Origin of the sequence: Allobosea rubneri (genome assembly GCF_032464875.1) — a bacterium.
Lineage (GTDB): Bacteria > Pseudomonadota > Alphaproteobacteria > Rhizobiales > Beijerinckiaceae > Allobosea > Allobosea rubneri.
Genome location: NZ_JAWDID010000002.1, coordinates 207,507 through 234,201 on the forward strand (window position 1 = coordinate 207,507; position 26,695 = coordinate 234,201).

The window sequence follows — 26,695 nt, forward strand, 5'->3', positions numbered from 1 at the left end:
CCATGGCATCCGTTCACATCCGCGAGGTCGGCAAGGCCTACGGCACCTCCCGCGTCATCCACGATGTCAGCTTCACCGTCGAGGACGAGGAATTCGTCGTGCTCGTCGGCCCGTCCGGCTGCGGCAAGTCGACCGTGCTGCGCATGATCGCCGGGCTGGAAGAAATTTCCTCGGGCCGCATCGAAATTGCCGGCGTGTCGGTCAACGACCGGCCGGCGCGCGACCGCGACATTGCGATGGTGTTTCAGAACTACGCGCTCTATCCGCACAAGACTGTCTACGAGAACATGGCGTTCAGTCTGCGCCTGCAGAAGCGCCCGAAGGAGGAGGTCGACCGGCGTGTGCGCGAGGCGGCCGCGATCCTCGCACTCGATCCGCTTCTCAAGCGCCAGCCGCGCCAGCTCTCCGGCGGCCAGCGCCAGCGCGTCGCCATGGGGCGCGCCATCGTGCGCAACCCCAAGGTCTTCCTGTTCGACGAGCCGCTCTCGAACCTCGACGCCAAGCTGAGGGTGCAGATGCGGGCCGAGATCCGCGCCCTGCACAAGCGCCTCAACGCGACCGCCGTGTATGTCACCCACGACCAGATCGAGGCGATGACCATGGCCGACAAGATCGTTGTGATGAATGCGGGGCGCATTGAGCAGGTCGGCGCGCCCGAAGAGCTTTACGAGCGACCAGACAATCTCTTCGTAGCCGGCTTCATCGGCTCGCCGGCGATGAACTTCCTGCAGGGCACGCTCGCAGCGGACAAGCGTGGCGTCGTTCTGCAGGCCGGTGCGACCCTGCCACTCTCGGCACGGCTCGATGGCGAGGCCGGGCAAAAGGTCGTCGCCGGCATTCGACCGGAGAACCTGGGCTTCGGCGAGGACGGCAGCTCCCTCGGCGCCACGATCAGCATGATCGAAATGACCGGCCCGGAGCGCCTCGTCAGCCTCGATCTCCGCGGTAACACGCTGGTCGCAACCACCGGCAAGAGCCGCCCGCTCCGCGTCGGCGAACGTGTGCCGCTCACCCTCAACCCCGCCTCTATCCATGTCTTCGACGCCGCCAGCGGGCGGCGCATCTCGGGAATGCACTGATGTCCAAGCTTACGCCGGAAACACGCGCCAAGCTGCGCACCGTATCCACCGCGACGGTCTGCACCACCCTGTTCAAGCGCGGACTACGCAACCAGTTCATCCAGGACGTCAGGCCTCTGAGCCCGGAGACCGGCGCCATGGTCGGCGAGGCCTTCACGCTGCGCTACATCCCGGCGCGCGAGGATCTCAACCCGCTCAGCGTCTTCCAGGACCGGACGCATCCGCAGCGAAAGGCTGTCGAGGATTGCCCCGTCGATGCAGTGATGGTTATTGACAGCCGCAAGGACCCGCGAGCGGCTTCGGCGGGAGCCATCCTCGTCTCGCGGCTGATGAAGCGCGGAGTTGCCGGCGTCGTCACCGATGGCGGCTTCCGCGACTCCCCCGAGATCGCGAAGCTGCCTTTCCCAGCCTATCACAACCGGCCCGCGGCACCGACCAACCTGACCCTGCATCAGGCGATCGAGATCAACGGGCCAATCGGCTGCGGCGATGTCGCGGTCTGGCCGGGCGACGTCGTGCTCGGCGACGGCGAGGGTGTGGTCGTCATCCCGGCCCATCTCGCCGACGAAGTGGCGGAGGAAGCCGTCGAGATGACGGCCTTCGAGGACTTCGTTGCCGAGGAGGTGATGAAGGGGCGCTCGATCCTCGGACTCTATCCTCCGACCGATGAGCAGGCTCGGGCGGATTTCGCCGAGTGGAGGCGTTCGTCAAAACGTTAGCGTCTGGATCGCCGCGCGTCCTGCCGGACGCCCAGTGTCGATCCAACACCTTCTTTCGAGCGTCGGTCCGAAAAGTGGATTCCGCCGATCTGTCCGATGCTTGGGAACCGCTCCGAGCGGCTCGCGCGGGAGCACGCACCGGTGGCTACGGCTGACTGCAGCTACATGCCACCGTCACTGGAACGCATCGTTCGTGTCAGCCTGCGCGAGCACATCTATCAGCTGCTTCGTGCGATGATCGTGTCCGGCAGACTCGCATCTGGGGCGCGGGTCGATAGGCGTCGACTGGCTTCCGAACTCGGGGTCAGCACGACCCCGATCAGTCATGCCCTGTATCGATTGGAGCAAGAGGGTCTGGTTCGGATTGACGCGCGGCGCGGAGTGCTTGTGACATCTGGGACGCCCGCAATATCGCCTTGACCGAAATCAACGCCAGCCAGACACCACGGGTAGCAGGCGGAACGTCTGCTTCCGGGCAACGAGCTTAGGTCTGCTGTTGGCGCATAGCAGCCGCCACGAGCGGACATCAGGAACGTCAGCTTCCCTCCCATAGCCGTCAGCCGAACTTGCGACCTTAGATCATCTCCCCCCGCGCGATCGCCTCGGCATCGCGTCCGACCAGCGCGTCGAGGCGCGGCAGCCCGGCCTTGCGTACCTGCATGTCGAGCCCGCGCTTGACCTCGCCGACCAGCCCGGGCCCTTTGAACACCATCGCCGAATAGAACTGCACCAGGCTCGCTCCGGCCCTGATCTTGGCGAAGGCGGTCTCGGCGGAGTCGATGCCGCCGACGCCGATCAGTGGGAACTGGCGCTCCACGCGCAGGAAGGTCTCGGCGAGGATGCGCGTCGAGGCCGCAAAGAGCGGCTTGCCCGAGAGGCCGCCGGTCTCGGCCTTGCTTGCGCTGCGCAAGCTGCCCGGCCGTGCGATCGTCGTGTTGGAGACGATCATGCCGTCGACCTTGCGGCGCCGGGCGACCGCGACCATGCCGTCGAGCTCGGGCATGGAGAGGTCCGGCGCAATCTTGATCAGCACCGGCGTCGGCTTCCCCCCGGCAGGGGCTTCGTCGCGGGCTTCGAGCGTCCGTGCGATCAGGTCGTCGAGGGCGCTCTCGGCCTGCAGGTCGCGCAGGCCGGGCGTGTTCGGCGAGGAGACATTGACGGTCAGGAAGTCGGCGAGCGGCGCGAATCTCCCCGCCAGTACGGCATAATCGGCGCTACGGTCGGCCGAATCCTTGTTGGCGCCGAGGTTGACGCCGACGATGCCGCCCTTCTTCCGGCGCGCCTGAAGCCGCGCCGCGACCGCCTCCATGCCCTCGCTGTTGAGGCCGTAGCGGTTGATCACCGCCTCGTCCTCCGGCAGGCGGAAGACGCGCGGGCGGGCATTGCCCGGCTGCGGCAGCGGCGTCACCCCGCCGACCTCGACGAAACCGAAGCCGAGCCCGAGCGCGCCATCGACTGCCTCGGCATTCTTGTCGAAACCGGCGGCGAGGCCGACCGGATTGGCAAAGCGCAGGCCGAAGGCCTGGACCGCCAGCGACGGTGGATCGGCTGCCGGCCGCAAGGGCGGCGCGGCGGCCAGCGCCGCGATCGTCAGCCGGTGCGCCTGTTCGGCGTCGAGCTTGTGGATCAGCGGCCGCGCCAGGCCGAACAGTTTGCCGATCACAAGACATCCTCCGGGAAGACATGGCCGTTCTCGCCGAGCGGCAGCGGTGCGATCCAGCGCACCTGCTTCGGGTCGAGCGTGGCATAGAGATGCGGGAACAGGGCGCCGCCGCGCGAAGGCTCGTAACGCAAGGCGCTGCCGAGCCTTTGCGGGTGGACGGTGATCAGCAAAAGCTCGTCCTGGCCGGCGAAGTGCCTAGCCGCGGTCTCGCGCGCCTGGGCGCCCGTCGAAAAATGGATATAGCCGTCGGCGAGGTCGACAGGGGCGCCGGCGAAAACACCGACGTTCTCGGCTTCGCGCCAGAGGCTCTCGGGGCAGATCTTGTAGATCAGCGGCGTGGGGTCGGAAGGCATGGCTGACGGCATATCGCCAGAGCCGGTGCGGCAAAAGCCCAAACCGACCCCTCACGCAAAAACATGTTCGGCGACATCGGGAGGGGCGGCTTACCCGCGGCTCGTCCCGCCATTCTCCCCCTGGCTCGCCCGGTGACGAAAGCGGCCTCGAGCCCGAGAAACTTACAGAATTTGGATTGCAGTCTTATATGATAGGGGATATTTCCTATTTCGATCCCCGCTAGCCCGTCGGCACCGTCAGGAAAGAGGCCTCCTCGATGCTGTCCCATGACCAGATCTGGAGCGCCATCGACACGCTCGCCCAGCGCTATGGCCTGACCCCGTCCGGCCTTGCCCGCAAGGCCGGGCTCGATGCCACGACCTTCAACCGCTCCAAGCGAATCGGCTCCGACGGGCGCGAGCGCTGGCCCTCGACCGAATCGATCGCCAAGATCCTCGCGGCCACCGGCGCGAGCTTCGACCAGTTCATGAATGCGGTGCGGCGCGGCGTGGCGCCGGTCCACACCATCCCGCTGATCGGCTTTGCCCAGGCCGGTTCCGGTGGTTTCTTCGACGATGGCGGCTTCCCGGTCGGCTCCGGCTGGGACGAGGTCGCCTTTCCCGGCGTGCCGGACGAGAAGGCCTATGCGCTGGAGATCGCCGGGGATTCGATGCTGCCGCTCTACCGCGACGGCGACACCATCATCGTCTCGCCGGCGGCAGCGGTCCGGCGTGGTGACCGGGTCGTGGTCAAGACCGTCGATGGCGAGGTCCTGGCCAAGCAGCTCAAGCGCCAGACGGCCAAGACGGTAGAACTCGCCTCGCTCAACCCCGAGCATCCCGACCGGGTGCTGGGACTGTCCGAGATCGCCTTCATGGCGCGGGTGATCTGGGCGAGCCAGTAGGCCGGGCTCCCGGTAAAGTCCGCCACCCGGTATCGGATGGAGGTTCAGGCGCGGGCGTCGTGACCGGGCAGCGTCACCTTGAACACGGCGCCGAGCTCGGATGGTTCGAGATGGATCATGCCGCCATGCAGCCGGACGAGTTCGGCGGCGATGGCGAGGCCGAGCCCGGTACCGCCGGGTGTCACAGAACCGCGAAAGGCCTGGAACAGGTTCTGGCGCGCACGCGCTGGAACCCCGGGGCCGTTATCGGCGACGCGCAGCACGAGCTCATTGCCTTCGAGGCCGCCGCTGATCGTCAGTATCGGCGCCCGGCCGTCCTGCTCCGCACCTTCGTCCAGCGCCCGTATCGCGTTGCGCATCAGGTTGGAGAGCACGCGCGCCATCTGGTCGGGGTCGACGCTGGCGACGAGGCTGGCCGGCACCTGGTTGGCGAAGCCGACGGCGCCGTTCTCGCTCAGTCCGAGCAATTCCGCCTGCTCGGCCACGAGCTGGCGCAGGACCACGTCGCGCAGGCGCGGAGTCGCCTCCGCGGCGCGGCCATAGGCCAGCGTCGCCTGGCAGAATTCGATCGCCCGGTCGAGCGTCGCGATCAGCCGGGGCGCGAAGCTTCGGATCTTGGCATCGCGAGTCTCCGTCAGCCGGTCCGACATGAGCTGCGCCGCCGCCAGCATGTTCCGCAGGTCGTGATTGATCTTGCTGACGGCGAGTCCGAGCTCGGCGAGGTGCTTCTTGGCGCGCAGGTCGCTGGCGAGCGTCGCCTGCATGCGGGCCAGCGCCCGCTCGGCCTCGCCGACCTCGTCGACCCGGTCCGACGGCGCGATGATCCGATAGGGGTTCTCCGGGTCGTTCTCGAACTCCATGACATTGGCGGCGAGACGCCGGATCGGTGTCACGATCAGCCAGTTCAGCGCGAAATAGATCATCCCGGCGCTGAGCGCCGAGATCAGCAGCGAGATCAGCAGCAGATTCCAGGAGAACTTCAGCATCGCCTGGCGCAGCGGCGCCTCGTCGATCACCAGCTCGACGAAGTCCGCGGCGCCGACAGCCTGCCCGACAACGCGGATCGGCAGCTTGTGGGCCGGTCGCAGCAGCGTCGAGACCGCTTCCATGATCGAGCCCATCCGGCTGAGATTGCGCAGGTCGACCGTCTGCGCCACCTCCGGCGGCATCGCGTCGAGGCTCAGCAGTCGGCGAGCCCCGCCGACGCGCGCCGCGATCGCGCGGGCACCGACGCCGGCGAGCAGGCGTTCCTCGCTGCCCTCCGGCAGGTTGTCATTCGGTGCGCCCTCGAGCACCAGCACGGCAATCTGCGCCGCCGCAAGACGATCGTTCAGCCAGTTTCGCCGGTAGTTCGCGATCGAGGGCAGGTAGATCAGCACCTCCGCCAGCATGACGAAGAGGGTCGTCAGGATCAGTAGCTTTGCCGACAGGCCGAGCCGCGTCAGGCTGCGCGGCTGGCTTATCGAGAGGCTGTTGGGATCGAAATCTCTCTCCGGCATGAAGCGCAGTCTATCCGAAGCGCCGCAGGAAGCCGATCAGCCGTCGGATGCCAGGCTTGGAGGCGAGCGGCGCATGAACGGAAAGGGCGGCACGCTTGGAAATCTCGGACAGGGACGGCGAGGGCAGGACGAGGCCGGCCACGTCCTTGACGGCAAGGCGCTGCTGAACCGCCAGGCACCAGAGGCCGATCAGTTCGCCTGCCTGCGCGCCGACGATGGTGACGCCGAGAATGCGGCCCTTCCGGTCGGTGATGAGCTTGATCAGCCCTTCGGTGCGGCGTTCGGCCTGGGCACGCTCGTTCTCGGCATAGGGCCAGCGCAGCACCCCGATGGCCCCCTGCTTGCGCGCCTCCTCTTCCGATAGGCCGAGGCTCGCCACCTCGGGCTGGCAGAGCGTCAGGCGCGGGATCGCCTGGCTGGTAGCGTTGACCGGCAGACGGAACAGCGCATTGCGCACCGCGAGCCCGGCATGATGCTCGGCGGCGTCGGCCGAGGGCGGCGCTCCCGCAATGCTGGCACAGTCGCCGATCGCGAGGATGCGCCGGTTCGCGGTGCGCAGCCCCCGGTCGACGGCGATGCCGCCTGCGTCGCTGCGAATGCCGGCGAGATCGAGATCGAGTCCGTCGAGCCTTGGCGTGTGGCCGCTCGCGAGCAGGAGGTGCGTGCCTTCGATCGAGGTCTCCGCTTCACCGGCCTGGGGGGCAAGCACGAGGCGGGGCCGGTGCCGCGCGCTCTCCGCCCGCAGCACCGTACACTCCTCATGCAGCTCGATGCCGTCGCGCAGCAAGGCGCGGCGCACGAGATCGGCCGCTTCCGGCTCCTCCTGCGGCAACAGCCTTCCGGACAGGATCAGGACGACCTCGCTGCCGAGCCGGCGCATCGCCTGGGCGAGCGCAACGCCGGTCGGCTCGCCGCCGAGGACGAGCAGCCGCTCCGGCCGACGCTGCAATGAGAGCAGTGTTTCGCCGGTCAGGAACGGCAGTTCGACAAGGCCGGGGATAGCCAGCACGGCCGGCTGCGAGCCGGTCGCGATGACGAAGCGCCGCGCCCTGATCCGGTGCTCGCCGGCCGCGAGCGTCTGGCGATTGAGGAAATGCGCGCTGCCCTGCAGCAGGACGATGCCGAGCGCCGCGAGGCGCTCCCTCGACCCGTTGGGCGCGAGCGCGGCAGCTGGATGGCCGAGATGGGCGCGCAGTCGCGCCATATCGATCTCGGGCTCGGCTACGGAAATGCCGAAGCGCTGCGCTTCGCGGACTGCCTGAAGCTTCTCCGCTGCGGCGACGAGCGCGGCGGACGAGGCAGGATTGGCCCCCGCGCGCTCGGAAGCGCCGGTCGGTGCCGGCTCGACAAGCACGACGGACACGCCGAACAGCGCCGCGGTCGTCGCGACCGTGAGCGCGCCGGGGCCGGTACCGACGACGCAGATATCTGGCGTCATTGGCCCGGGGCTGGCCAATGCCTTGGCGGTCTCGGTCAACGCCGCGTCTCCGGACTCGTTTGCCTGCTTCTGCTGATGCGTTGCCGGACCGGCGGAATCAAGACCGCAGCGCCGCAAATGGGGAGGAAGCGCCCGATTCTGGCGACAGCAAGGCCAGGAGGCTGCCGTCGGCGGCTTCAGGCCCGCTTGCGGGATTCGCCCTTGACGAACTCCGAGACGGGCTCGGGCTTGCCGAACAGATAGCCCTGCGCCCGCTGCGCCCCGAGCAACTGCACCGCCATGCGCTGCGCCTCGGTCTCGATGCCCTCGACCACGACATTCATCGAAAGGCGGCGGGCGAGCTGGCAGACAGCCTCGATGATCGCCTTGGAGGCCTCGTCGGCGTTGACGTTGCGGCTGAAACTCTGGTCGATCTTCACCTGCGAGAACGGGTAGGTCGAGAGATAGGCCAGCGACGAATAGCCGGTGCCGAAATCGTCGAGCGCGAACTTGATGCCGATCGCGCGCAGTTCGTTGATCAGCTCGAGCGTGGCCTTGTTGTCCTCGATCAGCAGCGATTCGGTGACTTCCAAGGTCAGCCTGCCCGGTGTGAGGTTCGCCGCGAGCAGTGCGTCCTTGACGGTCTGCACCAGGCGCAGCGGCTCGCGGAACTGCAGGGGCGAGACGTTGACCGAGACGCCGACGCCGTCCGGCCATTTCGCCGCGTCCAGGCAGGCCTGGGCGATCGCCCAGTCGCCCATCCCGGCGATCAGGCCGGACTGCTCGGCGATCGGGATGAAGACCCCGGGCGGTACCATGCCGCGGGTCGGATGCGACCAGCGCATCAGCGCTTCGCGCGTCACGACCTGCTGCGTGCGCAGATCGATGATCGGCTGGTAGTAGAGCTGGAGCGTACCCTCAGCGCTGGCCTGGCGCAGCTCGACCTCGATCTCGTGGCGGTCGAGCATCTCCTCGGCCATGACCGGGTCGAAGAAGGTCGCGGTGTTGCGGCCGGCTGCCTTGGCCTTGTAGAGCGCGGTGTCGGCGTGGCGCAGCAGATCGGCCGGGTTGGCGCCGTCGACGGGCGCGAGCGCGATGCCGATGCTGGCTGTGACATACACCGTCTTGGTGTCGAGCACGAAGGCGCGCCCCATCGCCTCGATCATCCGCTGCGCGATGATCCTGACCGTGTCGACATCGGCCGCCGGCAGGATCAGCACGAATTCGTCGCCGCCGAAGCGCGCCAGCATGTCGCTCTGCCGGATCGCGGATTTCAGCCGGGCCGCAGTCTGGACCAGCACCTTGTCGCCGATATCGTGGCCGAGATTGTCGTTGACCTGCTTGAATCCGTCGAGGTCGATATAGAGCAGCGCGAAGGCCTGCCCCGTGCGCTCCTGCTTCTTGAAGGCTTCCGCGAGCTGTCCGTTGAACTCGAAGCGGTTGGCGAGCCCGGTCAATTCGTCGAAGCGCGCCATCTGCTCGATCAGCGCCTCGGTCGCCTTCCGCTCGGTCGCATCCTCGGTCAGCATCAGCACGCCGCCCTCGGCGGCCGGCGCGATGGTGACGACCAGCATCCGGCCATTGCGGGACTGGAATTCGTAGCTGGCGGCCTGTTGCAGCGCTTGTACGCGGTCGAGCGCCGCCTTGATCGCCCGCACCTGCTCGGCGCTCGCGATCTGCCGCTCGATCAGGAAACGGGCAATGGCGGCGATCGGGGTGCCGGGCAGGGTCAGCGTCTCCGGCATGCCGTAGAGGGCGGCATGCGGCGCGTTGGAGACGGCGAGCTCGAGCTTGTGGTCGAACATCGCGAGCCCGTGGATCATGGTGTTCAGCGCGGCGTCGAGTGTCAGGTTCTGCGAGTGCAGGGCCGTGGCAAGCGCCTTGGACTGCTTGGTCGCGTCGCTCAGCGCCAAGAGGTTGCGATGCAGCGAGTTGGTGATCGCGATGTTCGCCGCCACGTAGAGGAAGGCGAAGTAGCCGATATAGTGATAATACGGGTTGTGGGCCTGGATCAGGCCCACCGCCATCGGCACGCAGAAGGTCAGCAGCTGGACCGTGACGAATTTCGGACGGCCGGCATTGCGCGCGACATAGCCGGAAGCGAGCGCGATCGTCGAGGCGACCGAGGTGATGTGGGCCGCCGGATCATCGGTGAGCGCGAGCGCGACATAGCAGCTGTAGCCGAGCACGGCGCTGAAGACGGTCGCGCCGACGAAGTATTCGCGGTCCCAGCGCCGCGTCTCCTCGTAGCTGTCCTCGGAATGGTCGAGCCTGCGATAGCGGATCACGGTGAGGATGCGCAGCACGACCACCAGCGCGACTGACAGCGTCAGCGTCATGAATATCTGCGCGCCGGTCGAGAGCCAGCAGAGATAGGGGGTCAGGATGCCGGCGATGCCGCCGGGGATGATCGAGCCAGGAGAGGAGAACAGCGACGAGACCAGCAGCCGATAATCGGCGAGATCAACCTCGCCCGCGCTGCCATTTGCGATGGCCGGTGGCTCCGTCGTCTCGCCGCGCGCTTGCATCGCGCGCTGCCGGTTCGGCGCTCCCGCCATATACTCCTACCCTTCGAAGGCTTCGGGGAGGCGGCAACAGCTTGGTCGTTCGCCCCGACATCTAAACCAATTTAGAAGGGAAAGGTAAAAGTTCCGTGAGATTTACGCGGCCGACTCGCAAGATCGAGGCCGGCCGCTCGAAAGACCTTTCTTCAGTGATGTCCGGGGGCGGGCGCGGCAGGGTCAGCCTGCCGCTGATAGACCCGCGCCAGCATGCGGTCCTGCGTTTGGGCGATGCGCTGGAGCTTCGAGATCGCCGAGGGGTGCAGGCGCAGCATGCAGTCGGTCCAGATCTGGCCGAGATGCTCGAGCTCCTCGCGAAGATCGCCCGCGCGACGGTTGAACGCCGAGAACAGCGCCGTCTTTGCAGCATGCATGGGCAGCGAGTCGGCGGCGTATTTGCGGATCCAGTCCTCGCCGGTACCGGTCGGCACCACCGCCTCGAGCCCGCCGGCGGCCATGAACTCGCTCGCGCTCATCTCCTCGGCCGAAAGCAGCATGCGCTCGGCCGTGCGAGCGCCCATGCGGCGCGACAGGATGGCCACGGCCGTGATCGGGAAATGGTTGAACTTGATCTCGGGGTAGACGAACGAGGCCTGTTCCTCGGCGATCATGACATTGCATGAGCGCGGAGCGTCGATGCCGCCGCCGATCGCCTTGGCGTGGATCGTCGAGAGGGTCACGACGAGCCCGTTGAGGCCGCTGGCATTGCGCACCGCACCCTCGATCGACAGGCGGGCATATTCGGCGAGCGCGGCCCGGTCGTTCTTGGCAAGGCAGTCGAGATAGAAGTCGAGATCGCCGCCGAGCGTGAAGAACGGTCCGGTGCCCCGGAAGGCGAGGAAGCGCACGGGCGCCGAGTGATAATCCTCCGGCGCGCTCCACAGATCCATGATCGCCTGCTGAACCTTGCCGAGGCTGTCGAGCAGCTGCAGCGTGAAGACCGGCTTCAGCTCCGGTTTGATCGTGACCCACAGCGTCCTGATCTCGGGTTCATAGGCGAGCTGCACCTCCGGCAGGAAGCCGGCGCTGTGGCGGATCGCCTCGATCACCTCCTTGCCTGTCAGTCCCCGAGCCGGCGCGCCGCCGATCGCCGGTGCATAGCTCTGGAACATCCCGTTCTCCTCGTCCCTCGACCCGCCGGAAAGGTACGTGAAGTTAATAATCTGTAAACGCAAACTCCCGGAAATGGTTAATTCCATTAGGATTTGTGAGCCTTCTAAGCAGTTCGCTCCGTTCCGCGCCGATGCCGCGGCGCCCCAAATTCCTACGGATCCCGTTGTTTTGCCGGCTCACGCAATGGTTGTGCCGGGGCTTCGATTGATCACGGCGCATGTGCCGGAAAGAGAAGAAACAAGCGGCGTCCGGGGGAGCTGGCGGGCGATTTGCCGCCCTTCGACCCGCGTTCAGGGAAGGAAGCCGCTGCTGGAAGGGCTCGCCGCCCTGTCGCTGTCGTCTGTGGCCGTCGCGCGGTTGTGCCGGTTTGGTCGCAGTTGTGCCGCAATCGACCGGCCAAAAGGTCACAAGCAGCTGGCGCTTCTCGTGCGCCGGCTGTCTTGTCCGCCGGCGCCCGAGCGGCTAACCATTCCTGCGCCTGTCGCCTTGCCGCGGCGGGACATTTCCGACGAGCTGACGCCTTGAGCCGCCAGACCGAAGCCGACGAGCAGAAAAGGGCGCGCCTCGCTGCCGCCCTGCGCGAGAACCTGAAACGCCGCAAGGCGCAGGCGCGCGCGCGGCGGACGGCCGAGACGGAAGCGACAGACGACACGCCGCCCGCCCAGGCCGAAACCTCACGGTCCTGACCTAATTCCCTCCCGCCGGCGCTCCCACGCCGGCCGCGCCAGCAGGACGAGCCAGATGGACCGTATCCGCATCACCGGCGGCCAACGCCTCGACGGCGTCATCCCGATTTCGGGCGCCAAGAACGCGGCACTGCCGCTGATGATCGCTAGCTTGCTGACCGACGAGACGCTGACGCTCGCCAATGTGCCGCGCCTCTCCGATGTCAGCGCGCTCTCGCGCATCCTCTCCAATCACGGCGTCGATCGCTCGATCGCCGGCAAGCGCGTCGGTCAGACCTCGGAGACCGGCCAGACCTTTGCGCTGACCGCCCGTCAGATCGTCGACACCTGCGCGCCCTACGAGCTGGTCTCGACCATGCGCGCCAGCTTCTGGGTGATCGCGCCGATCCTGGCGCGGATGGGCGAGGCCAAGGTCTCGCTGCCCGGTGGCTGCGCCATCGGCACGCGCCCGGTCGACCTCTTGCTGATGGCTCTGGAACGCCTCGGCGCCAAGATCGACATCGAGAACGGCTATGCGCTGGCGCGGGCTCCGAAGGGGCTGAAGGGCGGCGATATTGTCTTCCCGAAGGTCACGGTCGGCGGCACCCACACCGCCCTGATGGCGGCGGTTCTCGCCGACGGCGTCACCACCATCGAGAACGCCGCGCGCGAGCCGGAAGTGGTCGATCTTGCCGACTGTCTCAACAAGATGGGCGCGAAGATCGAAGGCGCCGGCACCTCCACCATCACCATTCGCGGCGTCGGGCGGCTCAGTGGCACGCATCATGCCGTCCTGCCCGACCGGATCGAGACCGGCACCTATGCCATGGCGGTAGCGATGACGGGCGGCGATGTGCTCCTCGAAGGCGCCCGCGCCGACCTGCTCCAGTCCGCGCTCGACGTGATGTCCGAGGCCGGCGTCGAGGTCTCGACCAGCAATGAGGGCGTCCGGATCCGGCGCAATGGCGCGGCGCTCGAGCCGGTCGACGTCACCACCGACCCGTTCCCCGGCTTCCCGACCGATCTTCAGGCGCAGCTCATGGCGCTGATGACAAGGGCCAACGGCACGTCGCGCATCCGCGAGACGATCTTCGAGAACCGCTTCATGCATGTGCAGGAGCTCGCCCGGCTCGGCGCCAAGATCAGGCTCGACGGCGACGCCGCTTATGTCGACGGCGTCGAGAAGCTGACCGGCGCTCCGGTGATGGCGACGGATCTGCGTGCCTCGGTCTCGCTGGTGATCGGTGGGCTCGTCGCCGAGGGCGACACCATGATCAACCGCGTTTACCATCTCGATCGCGGTTTCGAGGCGCTGGAGGCCAAGCTCGGCCGATGCGGCGCCCAGATCGAGCGCATCAGCGGTTGACGCCGGCTGGCGTCCCCGCCAGATAGGACGGATGTCCGATCCTGTCGCCGAGCCGCTGAAGCTGATCGCCCTCGATGCCGAGGATCTTGCGGTCGTTTCGGCGCACCTCCAGGATGCGGTGGTGCGCAAGGGCGATATCGCCTGGCTCCCGGCCGAGCAGCGTTTCGCGCTCGCCTTGCGCCGCTTCGACTGGGAAGGCGCGGAGCGCGGCCAGAAGCGTCGCCGTCTCGCGGCGCTGCATTTCGAGCGCGTCACCAGCGCCCGCAGCGTCAAGATCGAGCCCGGCGCTCAGGATGCTGTCTTCAGCCTGCTCGCGGTGACCTTCGCCGAAGCGCAGAGCCCGGCGGGCGAGGTCACCTTGCATTTCTCCGACGGGGCTGCGATCCGGCTCGGCGTCGAATGCATCGAGGCCCAGATGAAGGATCTCGGACCGATCTGGGAGGCTGCGGCCACCCCCGCCCATCCCGACCAGGGCTGAACTCCTCTTCCGTTCAGGACTTTCCATGCCGATCAGGCTTGATGCACGTGATGCCGGTTTCGAGCAGGCCTTTGCCGCCCTGCTGGCGGCCAAGCGCGAGGTCTCCGAGGATGTCGACCAGGTCGCGGCCTCGATCATCGCCGAGGTGCGGGCGCGCGGCGACGAGGCGCTGCTCGAATACACCAGCCGCTTCGACAGGCTGGAGCTGACGCCGGCGACCCTGCGCGTCACCGAGGCCGAGATCGAGGCGGCCATGGCGGCTTGCACGCCCGAGCAGCTTTCGGCGCTTGAGACCGCGCGTTCGCGCATCGAGGCCTATCATCTGCGCCAGAAGCCCGCCGATTCCTGGTCGCGCGACGCGCTCGGCGTCGAAAGCGGCTGGCGCTGGAGCGCGATCGAGGCCGTCGGCCTCTATGTCCCCGGCGGCACGGCGAGCTACCCGTCCTCGGTGCTGATGAACGCGGTGCCGGCCAAGGTTGCCGGTGTCGAGCGCCTGGTCATGGTCGCTCCGACGCCGCGCGGCGAGAGCAATCCGCTGGTGCTGGCCGCGGCGCGGCTCGCCGGCATCGACGAGATCTACCGCATCGGCGGGGCGCAGGCGGTGGCGGCGCTAGCCCATGGCACGGCCACCATCGCGCCGGTCGCCAAGATCGTCGGCCCTGGCAACGCCTATGTCGCGGCCGCCAAGCGCCGCGTCTTCGGCACGGTCGGCATCGACATGATCGCCGGCCCCTCCGAGGTGCTCGTGCTCGCCGACGCAAGCGCCAATCCCGACTGGATCGCGGCCGACCTGCTGGCGCAGGCGGAGCACGATACCGCCTCGCAGTCGATCCTGATCACCGACGACGCCGCGCTCGCCGGCGAGGTCGAGCGTGCCGTCGAAGGCCAGCTCAAGACGCTTCCGCGCGCCGAGATCGCGGCCGCGAGCTGGGCCGATTTCGGCGCCGTCATCCTGGTCGAAACGCTGGAAGCGGCGATCCCGCTGGTCGACCGGCTGGCGCCGGAGCATCTCGAGATCATCACCGCTGATCCAGAGCGCCTGGCTGGACGCATCCGCAACGCCGGCGCCATCTTCCTCGGTGGTCACACGCCGGAGGCGATCGGCGACTATGTCGGCGGTTCCAACCACGTCCTGCCGACGGCGCGGTCGGCGCGCTTCTCCTCCGGGCTCGGCGTGCCCGATTTCATGAAGCGGACCTCGCTGCTGAAATGCGATGCCGGTGCCCTGCGGGCGCTCGCGGGCGCAGCGGTCGAACTCGCCGAGGCCGAGGGCTTGCAGGCCCACGGCCGTTCCGTGACGATCAGGCTGAACTGAGGCGCTGCGCCGCGATTCCGAATGTTCGGCGCCGGCAGGGGAGGGCTCATGTCCGAAACCAACCGCCTGGTCGGCGTCACGCTCGATGAAGCTTCGCTCGGGCGCGGGACGCCGGACCAGGAGCACGAGCGCGCCATCGCCATCTACGACCTGATCGAGCGCAATCACTTCGCCCTGCCGGAGTTCGATGGTGGGCCCTATGCGGTGCATCTGGCGCTGGTCGAGCGCCGCCTCGCCTTCGAAGTCCGCGACGCCGGCGGCACCGCGCTCGTCACCCACCATCTCTCGCTGACGCCGCTGAAGCGGCTGATCAAGGACTATGAGATGGTCTGCGAGAGCTATTATGCCGCGATCCGGACCGCGACGCCGGCGCAGATCGAGGCGATCGACATGGGCCGGCGCGGCTTGCACGACGAGGCGGCCGTCATCCTGGTCGAACGTCTCGCCGGCAAGGTCGATCTCGACCGCGAGACGGCGCGGCGCTTCTTCACCTTGATCTACGCCCTGCACTGGAAGGGCTGAACGCTTGGAGCCGGCCTCCCGTAAGCTCCAGAGCGTGCTGTTCATGTGCGCGCTGAACGCGGTCCGCTCGCCGATGGCGGAGGCGATGGCCAAGCACTTCTTCGGCAAGTCGATCTATGTCCAGTCGGCCGGAGCTAAGAAGGGCGAGACCGATCCATTCGCGCTCGCCGTTCTCGAAGAGATCGGCATCGATGCCCGCAAGCACCGGCCGAAATCGATCGAGGAGCTCGAAGAATGGGAGGGGCTCAACTTCGACCTGATCGTCACGCTGTCGCCGGAGGCGCATCACAAGGCGCTCGACCTGACCCGCACCACCGCAGCCGAGGTCGAATACTGGCCGACGGCCGATCCCTCCGCCGTGCAGGGCTCGCGCGAGCAGGTGCTCGATGCCTATCGCGAAGTCCGCGACGGGCTGATGCGCAGGATCAAGGCACGGCTGAGGGGCTGAAGCCGGAGGCAGCATATGGCCGCGTTGCGGGCAGATCCGGCACCGCGGGCCATGGTTCGGCGGCCGGTTTCGGTCAGAGAGCGAAGTGCGCCTGCTTCATGGAAAATTAAGCCGCCAGCCTCAAGCCATGCGTTCGAATTCCGTGCCTAGCTACGCCGAAAGCCTCCGACGATATGCGGCAAAGCCTTATCCCCTCACGCACTCGACCCGAGGGGCGTACCCGTCTGCGTGACGGTCTGGCGATCGCAGCTCTCATCATCTCCTCCGGCCTCATCGCGCTGACCGGCCTGCCCGGCCGGAGCGACGCGCGCAGCGAGGAACTGGCGGCGGTGTTCCCGCCCTGGACCAGCAGCTCCGAGGCCGCGGCCAGCAGCCTCGCTGCCGGCATGCGGGTCCTGCGCAGCGGAGCCCTGCCTTTCGTGATGATCGTCGCGGCGGGCGAGGACGAAGCCGTCAGGCCGGCCGGGGCCTTGCTGCTGCTGCGGCTCGAGGGGCTGGCCGGCTGTCTTTCCGGCGGAGGCGCCGCATGATCCTGACCTTGCCCGGCCTGCGCGACCTGACGGCGCGCGGCCTGATCGGTCTTGCCTTCGTCCATGTGCCGATCCTGGCGGCCACGGCGATGATCCTGGGTAATCCCGTTTTCGCGCCCGCAGCCGGCGCCTTCGTCCTGGCGGCAGCGGCCCTGCTGGCCTATCGCGCTCGCGGAACGACGACTGCGACCCAGCTGGTGATCGCCACGGCCCTGATCGGCCAGGTCTCGATCTTCGTCGCGAGTTTCGCCGGCCATCCCTGGCAGCCCGACAGCCACATGTACTATTTCGCCGTGCTCGCCCTGCTGGCCGGCTTCTGCGACTGGCGGCCTATCGTCATGGGGGCGGCGCTCACCGCAGCGCATCACCTTGTCCTGCAATACGTCCTGCCCGCGGCCGTGTTCTATCAGGGCGGCAGCCTGGCTCGCGTGCTATTGCACGCCGTGATCGTCGTGGTCGAAACCGCTTTCCTGACCGCTATCGCCGTGATCACGGCCCGCATCCTCGCCGAGAACGACGCCAATCTGCGCCGGGCGGAGGAACTCGTCATGCGCGAGCGCCGTGCCAGCGAGCTCGAGAAGCAGAATGCCGAGGAGATCGACGCGCGCTCCGAGACGATCCGCGAGATCGTCGGTGCCTTCCACCGCGAGATGGAGCATGCCATGGCGGTGCTCGACCGTGCGGCGGAGGCCATGCAGGCGAATGCCCGCGACCTGACGGGGGCTTCCGAGCAGGCGCGTCAGCAGAGCAGCGTCGTCGCCCATTCCTCCGGCGAGACGACGCGCAGCATCGATCAGACTGCGGCGGCGGCCCAGGAACTCGCCAGTTCGATCGCCGAGATCGGCCGCAGCGTCACGCATTCCGCCGACAGCTCGAAAGCGGCAGCAGCGCTCGCCCGCACCGCGAGCGCCGAGATCGAGGCCCTGGCCCGGACCAGCGAGAGCGTCGGAGCCGTCGTCGAGATCATCCGCGGTGTCGCGGCGCAGACCAGCATGCTCGCGCTCAACGCGACGATCGAGGCGGCCCGTGCCGGTTCGATGGGCAAGGGCTTCGCCGTCGTCGCCAGCGAGGTCAAGACGCTCTCGACCCAGACCGCCAACGCCACCGAGGAGGTGGCGCGTTCGATCAGCGCCATCCAGACAGCTTCGCAGCGCTCGCTGAAGTCGATCCGCGCGATCGTCTCCGCGATCGGGGAGGTCGAGACCGTCTCGGTCTCGATCGCGCATGCGGTCGAGGAGCAGAACCGCGCCACGAGCGAGATCGCACATGAGGTGCAGATCTCGTCCGACGGGGCCAATCGCAGCGCCGAAGCGCTTGGCGGCTTCCGGGCGGTGACGGCCCGCACCCATGACGCTGCGGAGGAGCTGCAGCAGTCCTCGGATGATCTGGCGCAGCAGGCTTCGAAGATTCGCAGCGAGGTCGCCGCGTTCTGCGAGAAGGTCGCGGCCGCCTGAGGAGGCCTGCCTACCAGCTCCGCCCCGGCCCGACCGCGCCGATGCCGAGCCAGGTCCCGAGCTTCGCGGCGATATCGGCAAAGCTCTCGCGTCGTCCGATCGGGCCGGCCGCGACGTCCGGCTCGAAAGCCAGGATCGGGACATGCTCGCGGGTATGGTCGGTCCCCGGCCAGCTCGGGTCGTTGCCATGGTCGGCGGTGATGATGGCGAGATCGCCGGCCCTCAGCCTCGCTTCCAGTGTCGGCAATTGCCGGTCGAAGGCTTCGAGCGCCGCTGCATAACCGGGAATGTCGCGGCGATGCCCGTACTCGGTGTCGAAATCGACGAGGTTGACGAAGCAGAAGCCGCCATCCGGAAGCATCTCGAACGCTTCGAGCGCGGCTGCGAACATCGCGTCATTGCCGTAGGGTTTGATCTCTGTCCCGGTGTTGCGATGGGCGAAGATGTCGCCGATCTTGCCGACGGTGACGATCGTGCGGTTCTGCTGCGCCAGGCGGTCGAGAATGGTCTCGTCCGGCGGCGGGATGGAGAAGTCCTTGCGGTTGCCGGTGCGCGTGAAGCCGGTCTCGGCCGTGCCGATGAAGGGGCGGGCGATGACGCGGCCGATCCTGAGCGGGTCGACCAGAACCCGGACCTTGCGACAAAGCTCGTAGAGCCGCTCCAGCCCGAAATGTTCCTCATGCGCCGCGATCTGCAGCACGGAATCGACTGAGGTGTAGCAGATCGGCTTGCCGGTCCGGATGTGCTCCTCGGCGAGTTCGTCGATGATCGCGGTGCCCGAGGCGTGCTTGTTGCCGAGGATGCCGGGCAGGGCGCCCTCGCGGATGATCGCCGCGACGAACTCGGCCGGGAACGAGTTCTCCAGCGCGGTGAAATAGCCCCATTTGAACGGCACCGGGCAGCCGGCGATCTCCCAATGGCCGGACGGGGTGTCCTTGCCCTGGCTGACCTCGACGCCGTAGCCGAACTGGCCCTGCGGCACGGCCGGTCGCGCGACACCGGCCAGCGGCCGACCGGTCGACGCTTCGCAGGCATGGCTCAGCCCGAGCCGCGTGAGATTGGGCAGGCTGAGCGGGCCGCTGCGTAGCCCTGCGCGGTCGCCGCGGCCCTCGGCGCAGGCGGCCGCGATATGACCGAGCGTGTCGGCGCCTTCGTCGCCATAGGCGGCGGCATCCTCCGCCCCACCACAGCCGACGGAATCGAGCACGATCAGGATGGCGCGCGTCATCGTCAGTCCCGCACCGCGGCCGCTTCGGCCGGTTCGAGGTTGAGGGCGGCGGCGAGCAGCGCCTTGGTGTAGGTCTCGCGCGGGCGGGAGAACACGTCCTCGGCCGGCCCTTCCTCGACGACCTTGCCGTTCTGCATCACCAGAACCCGGTGCGACAGCGCCCGCACGACCTTGAGGTCATGGCTGATGAAGAGATAGCCGAGCTTGCGCCTGGTCTGGAGCTCGCGCAGCAGCTCGACGATCTGGGCCTGCACCGACATGTCGAGCGCCGAGGTCGGCTCGTCGAGCACGACGAATTTCGGGTCGAGCGCCATGGCGCGGGCGATCGCGATGCGCTGGCGCTGGCCGCCCGAGAATTCGTGCGGGTAGCGGTCCATAGCGGCGGGGTCGAGCCCGACATCGGCGAGCGCCTGTGCCACGATCTCGCGCTGGCGCTGGTAGCTGAGGTCCTTCTGCTGCACGGTCAGGCCTTCGGCGACGATCTCGGCCACCGACATGCGCGGCGACAACGAGCCGTAAGGGTCCTGGAAGACCACCTGAAGGTCCTTGCGCTTCGGCCGGACGGCGGCCGCCCTGAGCCCGTCGATCCGGTCGCCGAGGAAGAGGATCGGCCCCTCCGACGAGATCAGCCTGAGGATGGCGAGGCCGAGCGTCGTCTTGCCCGAGCCGGACTCGCCGACGACGCCGAGCGTCTCGCCCTCGCGGACTTTCACCGAGATGCCATCGACGGCCTTCACATGGCCGGTGACACGGCGCAGCAGGCCGGTCTTGATCGGGAACCAGACCTTGATCGGTCCCGCTTCGAGCAGTGTCGCGGCGCCCTCCGCCACCGGCTCCGGCCGGCCCTTGGGCTCGGCCGCGAGCAGGCGCCGCGTATAGTCGTGTTGCGGCCGCTCGAAGATCTCCGAGACCGGGCCCTGCTCGACGATCTTGCCCTTCAGCATCACGCAGACCCGGTCGGCGATGCGGCGGACGATGCCGAGATCATGGGTGATGAACAGCACGGCCATGCCGAGCCTGGTCTGCAATTCCTTGAGCAGGGTCAGGATCTGGGCCTGGACGGTAACGTCGAGCGCCGTGGTCGGCTCGTCGGCGATCAGGAGATCTGGCTCGTTGGCAAGCGCCATCGCGATCATCACGCGCTGGCGCTGGCCGCCGGAGAGCTGGTGCGGATAGGCGTCGAGCCGGCTTTCCGCATCGCGGATGCCGACGAGGCTGAGCAGTTCGAGCGTGCGGGCGCGCGCCTTCTCGCCGCGCATTCCCTTGTGCAGTTCGAGGATTTCGCCGATCTGCCGCGCAATCGTGTGCAGCGGGTTGAGCGAGGTCATCGGCTCCTGGAACACCATGGTGATGTCGTTGCCGCGGACCTTGCGCATCGCGTCCTCATCGGCCGCGATCAGGTCCTGCCCGTTGAACAGCACCTTGCCGGAGGGGTGGTGCGCCGCCGGATAATTCAGCAGCTTCAGGATCGACAGCGCCGAGACCGATTTGCCCGAGCCGGACTCGCCGACCAGCGCCAGCGTTTCGCCCCTGGCGATCTGGAAGGAGACCTTGTCGACGGCGAGTGTCTCCTGTCCGCCCTGGCGGAAGGCGACGGAGAGATCCTGGACGGAGAGGAGGGGGGCGGTCACGCGAAGGTCTTCCTGGGGTCGAAGGCGTCCCGCACCGCTTCGCCGATGAAGATCAGCAGCGATAGCATCATGGCGATCACCACGAAGCCGGCGAGGCCGAGCCAGGGGGCCTGCAGGTTCGCCTTGCCTTGCGCGAGCAACTCTCCCAGCGAGGGCGAGCCGGGCGGCAGGCCGAAGCCGAGGAAGTCGAGCGAGGTCAGGGTGGTGATCGAGCCGTTGAGGATGAAGGGCAGGAAGGTCAGCGTCGCGACCATGGCGTTGGGCAGGAGGTGCTTGACCATGATGGCGCGGTCGGTGAGGCCGAGCGCGCGGGCGGCGCGGACATATTCGAAGTTGCGGGCCCGCAGGAATTCGGCACGGACCACACCGACCAGTGCGACCCAGGAGAACAAGAGGAGGATGCCGAGCAGGACGAAGAAGCTCGGCGTTATGATCGCCGCGACGATGATCAGCAGGTAGAGCGCCGGGATCGAGGTCCAGATCTCGATGACGCGCTGGAAGATCAGATCGGTCCAGCCGCCGAAATAACCCTGGATCGCGCCGGCGGCGATGCCAATCACCGAGGAGATCGATGCCAGGATCAGCCCGAACAGGATCGATATGCGGAAGCCGTAGATCAGCCTTGCTACGACGTCGCGGCCCTGATCGTCGGTGCCGAGCCAGTTCCATTCGAGGTCGCGACAGGTCGAGCCGCCCGTGCGCTCGGCGATCGGCCGACATTGCTCGTCCTTCAGCATCCAGGTCGGCGGGGCAGGGGCCGGCACGGGCAGGTCGAGATTATGCGTCCGGTAGGAGTAGCGGATCGGCGGCCAGAGCGCCCAGCCATGGGCCGCGATCTCCTTGGCGATGACCGGGTCGCGATAATCGGTGGTCGCGAGGAAGCCGCCGAACTTCTCCTCGGGATAGTTCACCACCACCGGGAACAGCGTCTCGCCCTTGTAGCGCACGATCAGCGGTCGATCATTGGCGATGAACTCGGCGAACAGCGAGAGCACGAACAGCGTCAGGAATATCCACAAGGACCACCAGCCGCGCTTGTTGGCCTTGAAGTTGTTGAGGCGGCGCCGGTTGATCGGCGAGAGCTTGAGCCAGCCTTGTTGGGCCGTGGCCGGCGCGCTTGCTGGCGCAGCGCTGCGCAGGGCAGGCGGCGGAACGTCGAGCAGCGTGTCGCCCATTCTCAGGCCTCCCGCGATTCGAAGTCGATGCGCGGGTCGACCCAGGCATAAGTCAGGTCGGTGATCAGGTGCACGACGAGGCCGATCAGCGAAAAGATGTAGAGATTGGCGAAGACGACGGGATAGTCGCGGTTGACGATCGCCTCGAAGGAGAGGAGCCCGAGCCCGTCGAGCGAGAAGATCGTCTCGATCAGGAGTGAGCCGGCGAAGAGCGCGTGCACGAAGGCGCCGGGGAAGCCGGCGATGACGATTAGCATCGCGTTGCGGAAGACATGGCCGTAGAGCACGCTGCGCTCGGACAGCCCCTTCATCCGTGCCGTCAGCACATATTGCTTCCTGATCTCGTCCAGGAAGGAGTTTTTGGTCAGGAGCGTCGAGGTCGCGAAGGCTCCCAGCGCCATCGCGGTCACCGGCAGGGCGATGTGCCAGAGATAGTCGAGCACCTTTTCGATCGGACCGAGCTGCGCCCAGTTCTCCGAGGTCAGGCCGCGCAGCGGGAAGATCTGCCAGAAGGAGCCGCCGGCGAAGAGCACGATCAGGAGGATCGCGAACAGGAAGCCGGGGATGGCGTAGCCGACGATCACCACCGCGCTGGTCCAGGTGTCGAAGCGCGAGCCGTCCTTGACCGCCTTGCGGATGCCGAGCGGGATCGAGATCGCATAGGAGAGCAGCGTCATCCACAGCCCGAGCGTGATCGAGACCGGCAGCTTCTCCTTGATCAGCTGCAATACCGGCGCATCGCGGAAATAGCTGCGGCCGAAATCGAAGGTCGCATAGTCCTTCAGCATCTTTAGGAAGCGCTCATGCGCCGGCTTGTCGAAGCCGAACTGCTTCTCCAGCTCCTTGATGAAGGCGGGGTCGAGCCCCTGCGCACCGCGATAGGCGGAGCCCGCATCCATCGACTGCGCGCCGGCATCGCCGCCGGAGCCGCCGCCGACACGGTCGGCCGCGCCGCCGCTGTTCGGGTTCTGCAATTGCGAGATCACGCGCTCGACCGGGCCGCCCGGCGCGAACTGCACGATGACGAAGGAGATCAGCAGGATGCCAAACAGGGTCGGCACCATCAGCGCCAGGCGCCGGGCGATGTAAGCCAGCATCAGCCCTTCCCGATCCGCTTTGCCTTTTCGGGATCATACCACCAGATCGCAGGCGCGCCGGAGGAGTATTTCGGCTTGGCCTGCGGCCGGTCGTACATGTCCCAATAGGCCAGCCACTCGCTGGCGTTCCACCACATCGGGATCCAGTAGCGCCCGGCCCGCAACAGCCGGTCGAGGCATTTGGCTGCGACAACGACCTCGGCATAGCTGTCGGCCTGGCCGATCTTGTCGATCATCGCGTCGATCGCCGGGCTCGAAATCCCGCCGGTATTGCGCGAGCCGCGCGTCTTGGCCGCTTCCGAGCCGTAGACGACGCGCAGCGAATCGCTGGGTATCGCGCTGCCGCTCATCGCCCGGCTGATGATGTCGAAGTCGAACTCGTCGAGCCGGCGCTGATACTGCGCGCCGTCGACGATGCGCGAGGTCGCGTTGATGCCGAGCCGCTTGAGGTTGGCCTGGAAAGGCTGCGTATGCGGCTGCAGCGAAGGGGTGGAATCGAGGAATTCGATCTCGAAGGGCTGGCCGTTCGGCAGCTTCAGCACGTTGCCGTCGCGCTTGCAGCCGGCGGCGCGCAGCATCTCGTCGGCGCGGCGCAGCAGGGCGCGGTCGCTGCCCGAGCCGTCGCTGACCGGTGGCAGGAACGGCTCGCCGAAGACCTCGTCCGGCACCTTGCCGCGGAAGGGCTCCAGCAGGGCGAGTTCCTCCGGCGAGGGCATGCCCACAGCCTTCGAATCCGAGTTCTCGAAATAGGACGTCGCCCGCGAGAAGGACGAGAACATGATGTTCTTGTTGGTCCACTCGAAATCGAAGGCGAGGCCGAGCGCTTCGCGGATGCGCGGGTCGGCGAACTTCTCGCGTCGGAGATTGTAGATCCAGCCCTGCGAGCCGATCGGTTCGGTCTTCGGCAGGGCTTCCTTCTTGACCTTGCCTTCCTTGATCGCCGGAAAGTCGTAGCCGGTCGCCCAGATCCGCGAGGTGAATTCCTCCTGGAAGGTGATCACGCCGCTCTTGAACGCCTCGAAGGCGACCTGCCGATCGCGGAAATACTCCCAGCGTACGCGGTCGAAATTATTGGTGCCGACATTCACCGGCAGATCCTTGGCCCAGTAGTCGGGCACCCGGTCGAACTCGATGAAGCGGCCCTGCTCGAAGCGTCCGACCTTGTAGGCGCCCGAGCCGAGCGGCGGCTCCAGCGTCGAGGCCTCGAAATTGCGGGTCGACCAGTATTTCTCGGAGAACACAGGCAGACCGGCGACGATCAGGTGCAGATCGCGGCTGCGCTTGGGCGTGAGCTTGACCAGGACGAATTCGTCCGTTTCGGCAGTCGCCGATTCCATCTCGTTCAGGATCAGCCGGTAGCTCGGATGGCCCTTGCTCTTCAGGATGTTGAGCGAGAAGGCGACATCGCCGGCCGTGACCCGAGAGCCATCGTGGAACTTTGCCTCGGGCCGCATGCGGAAGCGGTAGGTCAGCTTGTCCTGGGAGACGGCGACGCTCTTCGCCAGCAGGCCGTAGAGCGAGCCGGGCTCGTCGCCCGAGCCGGCCATCAGGCTGTCGAAGCAGGCATCCATGCCGGCGGCACCGTCGCCCTGCAGCACATAGGTGTTGAGGGTGTTGAAGGTGTCGAAGCTCTGGTTGCCGCCGGCGCGCTTGATCTGAACGGTAAGCGAGCCGCCCTTGGGCGCGTTCGGATTGACATAGGCGAAATGCGGGAAGTCCGGCGGCAGCGCGAGTTCGCCGAAGGTCGAGAGACCATGGACCTCCCTCTCCTGCGCCAGAGCGAGCCCGCCCGGCAGGCTCGCGGCTCCGACCAGGGCGCCACCGGCCTCCAGCAGCCTGCGACGAGTGATCCGCACAGCCATTCCGTCCCCCTTGCGATTCGTGCCCTGATTATCCCGTCGGAGCGGGCCAAGGCCAGCGCCATGCGCATACGCCGGCATGGTGACGGCATTTGCATGGCGACCACAAGCAAAAGCCGGGCTTTTGGCCCGGCTCGAAAATTCGTATCGGTGCTAAAGACTGCCGCCGGATCAGGGCTTCGGCAGCGGCTTCGGCGCGTCGGCGAGCGTATTGAGATAGGCGACGACGTCGGCGCGGGTGTCGGGCTTGCCCAGGCCGGCGAAGGCCATTGTGGTGCCCGGCATGTAGGCCTTCGGGCTCTTCAGGAAGCCGTCGAGCTGCTCGGCCTCCCACTTCTCCGACGCCTTGCCCTTCATCGCAGCCGAGTAGCCGAAACCTTCGACGGAGGCCTTGTTGCGGCCATAGACGTCGAACAGATGCGGGCCAACCTTGTTGGCGCCGCCCTTCTCGAAGGTGTGGCAGGCCTTGCAGGCGCCGACGGCCTTCTCGCCCTTGGCCGGATCCGCCTTGGCGAGGCGCACCGCGATCGGCTCGTCGGCCGCAGCAGCCGGGGCAGCGGCGCCGCCGGCAGCGGCCGGCTCCAGGCTCGGCAGGTCGAAGCCGGGGATGGCCGGCTTCTTCGGGGCGAAGACGATGCCGGCGCCCATGTTCAGGGCCATTACGACGAGCAGCGTCGAGAGGCCCGCGCCGGCGATCTTGTTCAGTTCGATATTCATCGTCTCGGGACTCCCGGCCTCGCCGCGCGCGAAGCAAGATAGCGCTCTGGCCGGAGGCTCGCGCACTCCGGCACTCGAAGGCTGCTTAACCGCTTTGCGCGCTGCATTGCAACTCGTATAAGCACGCTCCGCTTTGAGACCATTTGACGCTTCCGCCGAGCAAGCCCGCCACGATGCCAAATCCGCTGATCCTGATCCCCGCCCGCATGCAGGCGACCCGCCTTCCGGGCAAGCCGCTGGCCGACATCCTGGGCGAGCCGATGATCGTGCGGGTCTGGCGCCGGGCGATGGAATCGGGCGTCGGCGAGGTTGTGGTTGCGACCGACGAGGCCCGCATCGTCGAGGCGATCGAGCAGGCAGGCGGCAGGGCGGTGATGACCAGCCCGGCGCACCAGACGGGCTCCGACCGCATCAAGGAAGCTGCCGACATCGTCGATCCCGAACGCCGGCACGACATCATCGTCAACGTCCAGGGCGATTTCCCGACCCTGGCGCCGACCGCGATCGCCGCCGCGGTGGAGCCGCTCGCCGATCCCGCCGTCGACATCGCGACGCTGGCCGGCGAGATCACCGACGAGGAAGAGAAGACCGCGCCGAGCGTCGTCAAGCTGATCGGCAGCGAGATCTCGCCCGGCCGCATGCGCGCGCTCTATTTCACCCGGGCGACGGCGCCCTATGGCGAGGGGCCGCTCTATCACCATGTCGGCCTCTACGCCTATCGCCGCCCCGCGCTCGATCGCTTCGTCAGCCTGCCGCAATCGCCGCTCGAGCTGCGCGAGAAGCTCGAGCAGTTGCGGGCGCTCGAAGACGGCATGCGCATCGACGCGATGATCATCGATCACGTCCCGCGCGGCGTCGACACCCCCCCTGACCTGGACCGCGCCCGTGCGTTCCTGACACCAAGCGCCGGAGCCTGAAGACC

The 26,695-nt window shown here is 67.3% G+C and carries 25 protein-coding genes; 13 read left to right on the forward strand and 12 right to left on the reverse strand.

The genetic code is table 11. The features are described 5' to 3' along the window. Nucleotides 1-2 precede the first annotated feature (2 nt). The 3 genes from RKE40_RS02380 (at nucleotide 3) to RKE40_RS29740 (ending at nucleotide 2,218) form a co-directional block, all read left to right on the forward strand. Nucleotides 3-1,079: an ABC transporter ATP-binding protein gene (locus RKE40_RS02380; protein WP_316016643.1), complete on the forward strand. Its 1,077-nt coding sequence runs from the start codon at nucleotides 3-5 to the stop codon at nucleotides 1,077-1,079. Next, nucleotides 1,079-1,798 (forward strand): ribonuclease activity regulator RraA, encoded by a 720-nt coding sequence (locus RKE40_RS02385; protein WP_316016644.1) that lies wholly within the window; start codon nucleotides 1,079-1,081, stop codon nucleotides 1,796-1,798. Before RKE40_RS02380 ends, RKE40_RS02385 begins: the two co-directional genes overlap by 1 nt. A 165-nt stretch (nucleotides 1,799-1,963) precedes the next feature. Further along, nucleotides 1,964-2,218 (forward strand): GntR family transcriptional regulator, encoded by a 255-nt coding sequence (locus RKE40_RS29740; RefSeq protein WP_390893194.1) that lies wholly within the window; start codon nucleotides 1,964-1,966, stop codon nucleotides 2,216-2,218. Nucleotides 2,219-2,372: 154 nt separating this feature from the next. On the opposite strand, the gene RKE40_RS02390 is transcribed toward RKE40_RS29740, so the two are convergent. After that, a complete protein-coding gene (locus RKE40_RS02390) occupies nucleotides 2,373-3,461 on the reverse strand; it encodes a quinone-dependent dihydroorotate dehydrogenase (protein WP_316016645.1) in 1,089 nt (362 codons plus the stop codon). Further along, nucleotides 3,458-3,814 carry a DUF952 domain-containing protein gene (locus RKE40_RS02395; protein ID WP_316016646.1) on the reverse strand — a complete coding sequence of 119 codons (357 nt, stop codon included), beginning with the start codon at nucleotides 3,812-3,814 and terminating at the stop codon, nucleotides 3,458-3,460. The genes RKE40_RS02390 and RKE40_RS02395 overlap by 4 nt, the downstream gene beginning before the upstream one ends. Nucleotides 3,815-4,071: 257 nt before the next feature. Here RKE40_RS02395 and RKE40_RS02400 point away from each other — a divergent pair, with 257 nt between their 5' ends. Beyond that, on the forward strand, nucleotides 4,072-4,698 hold the full coding sequence (locus RKE40_RS02400) for a S24 family peptidase (RefSeq protein WP_316016647.1): 627 nt from the start codon (nucleotides 4,072-4,074) through the stop codon (nucleotides 4,696-4,698). 44 nt (nucleotides 4,699-4,742) lie between these two features. On the opposite strand, the gene RKE40_RS02405 is transcribed toward RKE40_RS02400, so the two are convergent. The 4 genes from RKE40_RS02405 to RKE40_RS02420 form a co-directional block, all read right to left on the reverse strand. Next, nucleotides 4,743-6,197 (reverse strand): sensor histidine kinase, encoded by a 1,455-nt coding sequence (locus RKE40_RS02405; protein WP_316016648.1) that lies wholly within the window; start codon nucleotides 6,195-6,197, stop codon nucleotides 4,743-4,745. A gap of 10 nt (nucleotides 6,198-6,207) precedes the next feature. After that, complete coding sequence (locus tag RKE40_RS02410) at nucleotides 6,208-7,674, reverse strand: dihydrolipoyl dehydrogenase family protein (RefSeq protein WP_316016649.1); 1,467 nt, start codon at nucleotides 7,672-7,674, stop codon at nucleotides 6,208-6,210. Between the two features lie 137 nt (nucleotides 7,675-7,811). Continuing rightward, the gene (locus RKE40_RS02415) at nucleotides 7,812-10,172 is read right to left on the reverse strand and encodes a putative bifunctional diguanylate cyclase/phosphodiesterase (protein WP_316016650.1); all 2,361 of its coding nucleotides are present in this window, start codon (nucleotides 10,170-10,172) and stop codon (nucleotides 7,812-7,814) included. A 152-nt stretch (nucleotides 10,173-10,324) separates the two neighbouring features. Beyond that, a complete protein-coding gene (locus tag RKE40_RS02420) occupies nucleotides 10,325-11,287 on the reverse strand; it encodes an enoyl-CoA hydratase-related protein (RefSeq protein ID WP_316016651.1) in 963 nt (320 codons plus the stop codon). Nucleotides 11,288-11,809: 522 nt separating this feature from the next. Between RKE40_RS02420 and RKE40_RS02425 the strand changes: the two genes are divergently transcribed. The 8 genes from RKE40_RS02425 (at nucleotide 11,810) to RKE40_RS02460 (ending at nucleotide 18,066) form a co-directional block, all read left to right on the forward strand. Then, a complete protein-coding gene (locus RKE40_RS02425; RefSeq protein ID WP_184231603.1) occupies nucleotides 11,810-11,974 on the forward strand; it encodes a hypothetical protein in 165 nt (54 codons plus the stop codon). A gap of 55 nt (nucleotides 11,975-12,029) precedes the next feature. Continuing rightward, complete coding sequence (murA, locus tag RKE40_RS02430) at nucleotides 12,030-13,319, forward strand: UDP-N-acetylglucosamine 1-carboxyvinyltransferase (RefSeq protein ID WP_316016652.1); 1,290 nt, start codon at nucleotides 12,030-12,032, stop codon at nucleotides 13,317-13,319. A 31-nt stretch (nucleotides 13,320-13,350) separates the two neighbouring features. Then, nucleotides 13,351-13,797 (forward strand): DUF2948 family protein, encoded by a 447-nt coding sequence (locus RKE40_RS02435; protein WP_316016653.1) that lies wholly within the window; start codon nucleotides 13,351-13,353, stop codon nucleotides 13,795-13,797. Between the two features lie 25 nt (nucleotides 13,798-13,822). Next, nucleotides 13,823-15,112 (forward strand): histidinol dehydrogenase, encoded by a 1,290-nt coding sequence (gene hisD / locus RKE40_RS02440; RefSeq protein WP_316016654.1) that lies wholly within the window; start codon nucleotides 13,823-13,825, stop codon nucleotides 15,110-15,112. 48 nt (nucleotides 15,113-15,160) lie between these two features. Then, nucleotides 15,161-15,634, forward strand: a complete 474-nt coding sequence (locus RKE40_RS02445) for a UPF0262 family protein (protein WP_316016655.1) — start codon at nucleotides 15,161-15,163, stop codon at nucleotides 15,632-15,634. 43 nt (nucleotides 15,635-15,677) lie between these two features. After that, entirely contained in the window at nucleotides 15,678-16,082 is a 405-nt protein-coding gene (locus tag RKE40_RS02450) for an arsenate reductase ArsC (RefSeq protein ID WP_316016723.1), read from the forward strand. 173 nt (nucleotides 16,083-16,255) lie between these two features. After that, nucleotides 16,256-16,612: a hypothetical protein gene (locus RKE40_RS02455; RefSeq protein ID WP_316016656.1), complete on the forward strand. Its 357-nt coding sequence runs from the start codon at nucleotides 16,256-16,258 to the stop codon at nucleotides 16,610-16,612. Then, nucleotides 16,609-18,066, forward strand: coding sequence for a methyl-accepting chemotaxis protein (locus RKE40_RS02460; protein ID WP_316016657.1), 1,458 nt, complete (start codon nucleotides 16,609-16,611; stop codon nucleotides 18,064-18,066). The genes RKE40_RS02455 and RKE40_RS02460 overlap by 4 nt, the downstream gene beginning before the upstream one ends. A 10-nt stretch (nucleotides 18,067-18,076) precedes the next feature. Here RKE40_RS02460 and RKE40_RS02465 read toward each other — a convergent pair whose 3' ends face one another. From RKE40_RS02465 to RKE40_RS02490, 6 genes are all read right to left on the reverse strand, one after another. Then, nucleotides 18,077-19,294 (reverse strand): phosphopentomutase, encoded by a 1,218-nt coding sequence (locus tag RKE40_RS02465; RefSeq protein ID WP_316016658.1) that lies wholly within the window; start codon nucleotides 19,292-19,294, stop codon nucleotides 18,077-18,079. 2 nt (nucleotides 19,295-19,296) lie between these two features. Then, nucleotides 19,297-20,925: an ABC transporter ATP-binding protein gene (locus RKE40_RS02470; RefSeq protein ID WP_316016659.1), complete on the reverse strand. Its 1,629-nt coding sequence runs from the start codon at nucleotides 20,923-20,925 to the stop codon at nucleotides 19,297-19,299. Then, nucleotides 20,922-22,100, reverse strand: coding sequence for an ABC transporter permease (locus RKE40_RS02475; protein WP_316016660.1), 1,179 nt, complete (start codon nucleotides 22,098-22,100; stop codon nucleotides 20,922-20,924). The genes RKE40_RS02470 and RKE40_RS02475 overlap by 4 nt, the downstream gene beginning before the upstream one ends. Nucleotides 22,101-22,102: 2 nt before the next feature. After that, on the reverse strand, nucleotides 22,103-23,197 hold the full coding sequence (locus RKE40_RS02480; RefSeq protein ID WP_316016661.1) for a microcin C ABC transporter permease YejB: 1,095 nt from the start codon (nucleotides 23,195-23,197) through the stop codon (nucleotides 22,103-22,105). Beyond that, nucleotides 23,197-25,059: an extracellular solute-binding protein gene (locus tag RKE40_RS02485; protein ID WP_316016662.1), complete on the reverse strand. Its 1,863-nt coding sequence runs from the start codon at nucleotides 25,057-25,059 to the stop codon at nucleotides 23,197-23,199. The genes RKE40_RS02480 and RKE40_RS02485 overlap by 1 nt, the downstream gene beginning before the upstream one ends. Before the next feature lie 168 nt (nucleotides 25,060-25,227). After that, the gene (locus tag RKE40_RS02490; RefSeq protein WP_316016663.1) at nucleotides 25,228-25,773 is read right to left on the reverse strand and encodes a c-type cytochrome; all 546 of its coding nucleotides are present in this window, start codon (nucleotides 25,771-25,773) and stop codon (nucleotides 25,228-25,230) included. Between the two features lie 173 nt (nucleotides 25,774-25,946). Between RKE40_RS02490 and RKE40_RS02495 the strand changes: the two genes are divergently transcribed. Continuing rightward, nucleotides 25,947-26,690 (forward strand): 3-deoxy-manno-octulosonate cytidylyltransferase, encoded by a 744-nt coding sequence (locus RKE40_RS02495; RefSeq protein WP_316016664.1) that lies wholly within the window; start codon nucleotides 25,947-25,949, stop codon nucleotides 26,688-26,690. The last annotated feature ends 5 nt before the right edge of the window (nucleotides 26,691-26,695 follow it).

Excerpts from the sequence above, each read along its gene's own strand:
- RKE40_RS02445 (WP_316016655.1), top strand. The coding sequence starts at position 15,161 with ATGTCCGAAACCAACCGCCTGGTCGGCGTCACGCTCGATGAAGCTTCG.
- RKE40_RS02485 (WP_316016662.1), bottom strand. The coding sequence starts at position 25,059 with ATGGCTGTGCGGATCACTCGTCGCAGGCTGCTGGAGGCCGGTGGCGCC.
- RKE40_RS02395 (WP_316016646.1), bottom strand. The coding sequence starts at position 3,814 with ATGCCTTCCGACCCCACGCCGCTGATCTACAAGATCTGCCCCGAGAGC.
- RKE40_RS02435 (WP_316016653.1), top strand. The coding sequence starts at position 13,351 with ATGTCCGATCCTGTCGCCGAGCCGCTGAAGCTGATCGCCCTCGATGCC.
- murA (WP_316016652.1), top strand. The coding sequence starts at position 12,030 with ATGGACCGTATCCGCATCACCGGCGGCCAACGCCTCGACGGCGTCATC.
- RKE40_RS02450 (WP_316016723.1), top strand. The coding sequence starts at position 15,678 with ATGTGCGCGCTGAACGCGGTCCGCTCGCCGATGGCGGAGGCGATGGCC.
- RKE40_RS02465 (WP_316016658.1), bottom strand. The coding sequence starts at position 19,294 with ATGACGCGCGCCATCCTGATCGTGCTCGATTCCGTCGGCTGTGGTGGG.
- RKE40_RS29740 (WP_390893194.1), top strand. The coding sequence starts at position 1,964 with ATGCCACCGTCACTGGAACGCATCGTTCGTGTCAGCCTGCGCGAGCAC.
- RKE40_RS02475 (WP_316016660.1), bottom strand. The coding sequence starts at position 22,100 with ATGGGCGACACGCTGCTCGACGTTCCGCCGCCTGCCCTGCGCAGCGCT.
- RKE40_RS02455 (WP_316016656.1), top strand. The coding sequence starts at position 16,256 with ATGCGGCAAAGCCTTATCCCCTCACGCACTCGACCCGAGGGGCGTACC.
- RKE40_RS02420 (WP_316016651.1), bottom strand. The coding sequence starts at position 11,287 with ATGTTCCAGAGCTATGCACCGGCGATCGGCGGCGCGCCGGCTCGGGGA.
- RKE40_RS02490 (WP_316016663.1), bottom strand. The coding sequence starts at position 25,773 with ATGAATATCGAACTGAACAAGATCGCCGGCGCGGGCCTCTCGACGCTG.
- RKE40_RS02405 (WP_316016648.1), bottom strand. The coding sequence starts at position 6,197 with ATGCCGGAGAGAGATTTCGATCCCAACAGCCTCTCGATAAGCCAGCCG.
- hisD (WP_316016654.1), top strand. The coding sequence starts at position 13,823 with ATGCCGATCAGGCTTGATGCACGTGATGCCGGTTTCGAGCAGGCCTTT.
- RKE40_RS02460 (WP_316016657.1), top strand. The coding sequence starts at position 16,609 with ATGATCCTGACCTTGCCCGGCCTGCGCGACCTGACGGCGCGCGGCCTG.
- RKE40_RS02400 (WP_316016647.1), top strand. The coding sequence starts at position 4,072 with ATGCTGTCCCATGACCAGATCTGGAGCGCCATCGACACGCTCGCCCAG.
- RKE40_RS02495 (WP_316016664.1), top strand. The coding sequence starts at position 25,947 with ATGCCAAATCCGCTGATCCTGATCCCCGCCCGCATGCAGGCGACCCGC.
- RKE40_RS02415 (WP_316016650.1), bottom strand. The coding sequence starts at position 10,172 with ATGGCGGGAGCGCCGAACCGGCAGCGCGCGATGCAAGCGCGCGGCGAG.
- RKE40_RS02385 (WP_316016644.1), top strand. The coding sequence starts at position 1,079 with ATGTCCAAGCTTACGCCGGAAACACGCGCCAAGCTGCGCACCGTATCC.
- RKE40_RS02380 (WP_316016643.1), top strand. The coding sequence starts at position 3 with ATGGCATCCGTTCACATCCGCGAGGTCGGCAAGGCCTACGGCACCTCC.
- RKE40_RS02480 (WP_316016661.1), bottom strand. The coding sequence starts at position 23,197 with ATGCTGGCTTACATCGCCCGGCGCCTGGCGCTGATGGTGCCGACCCTG.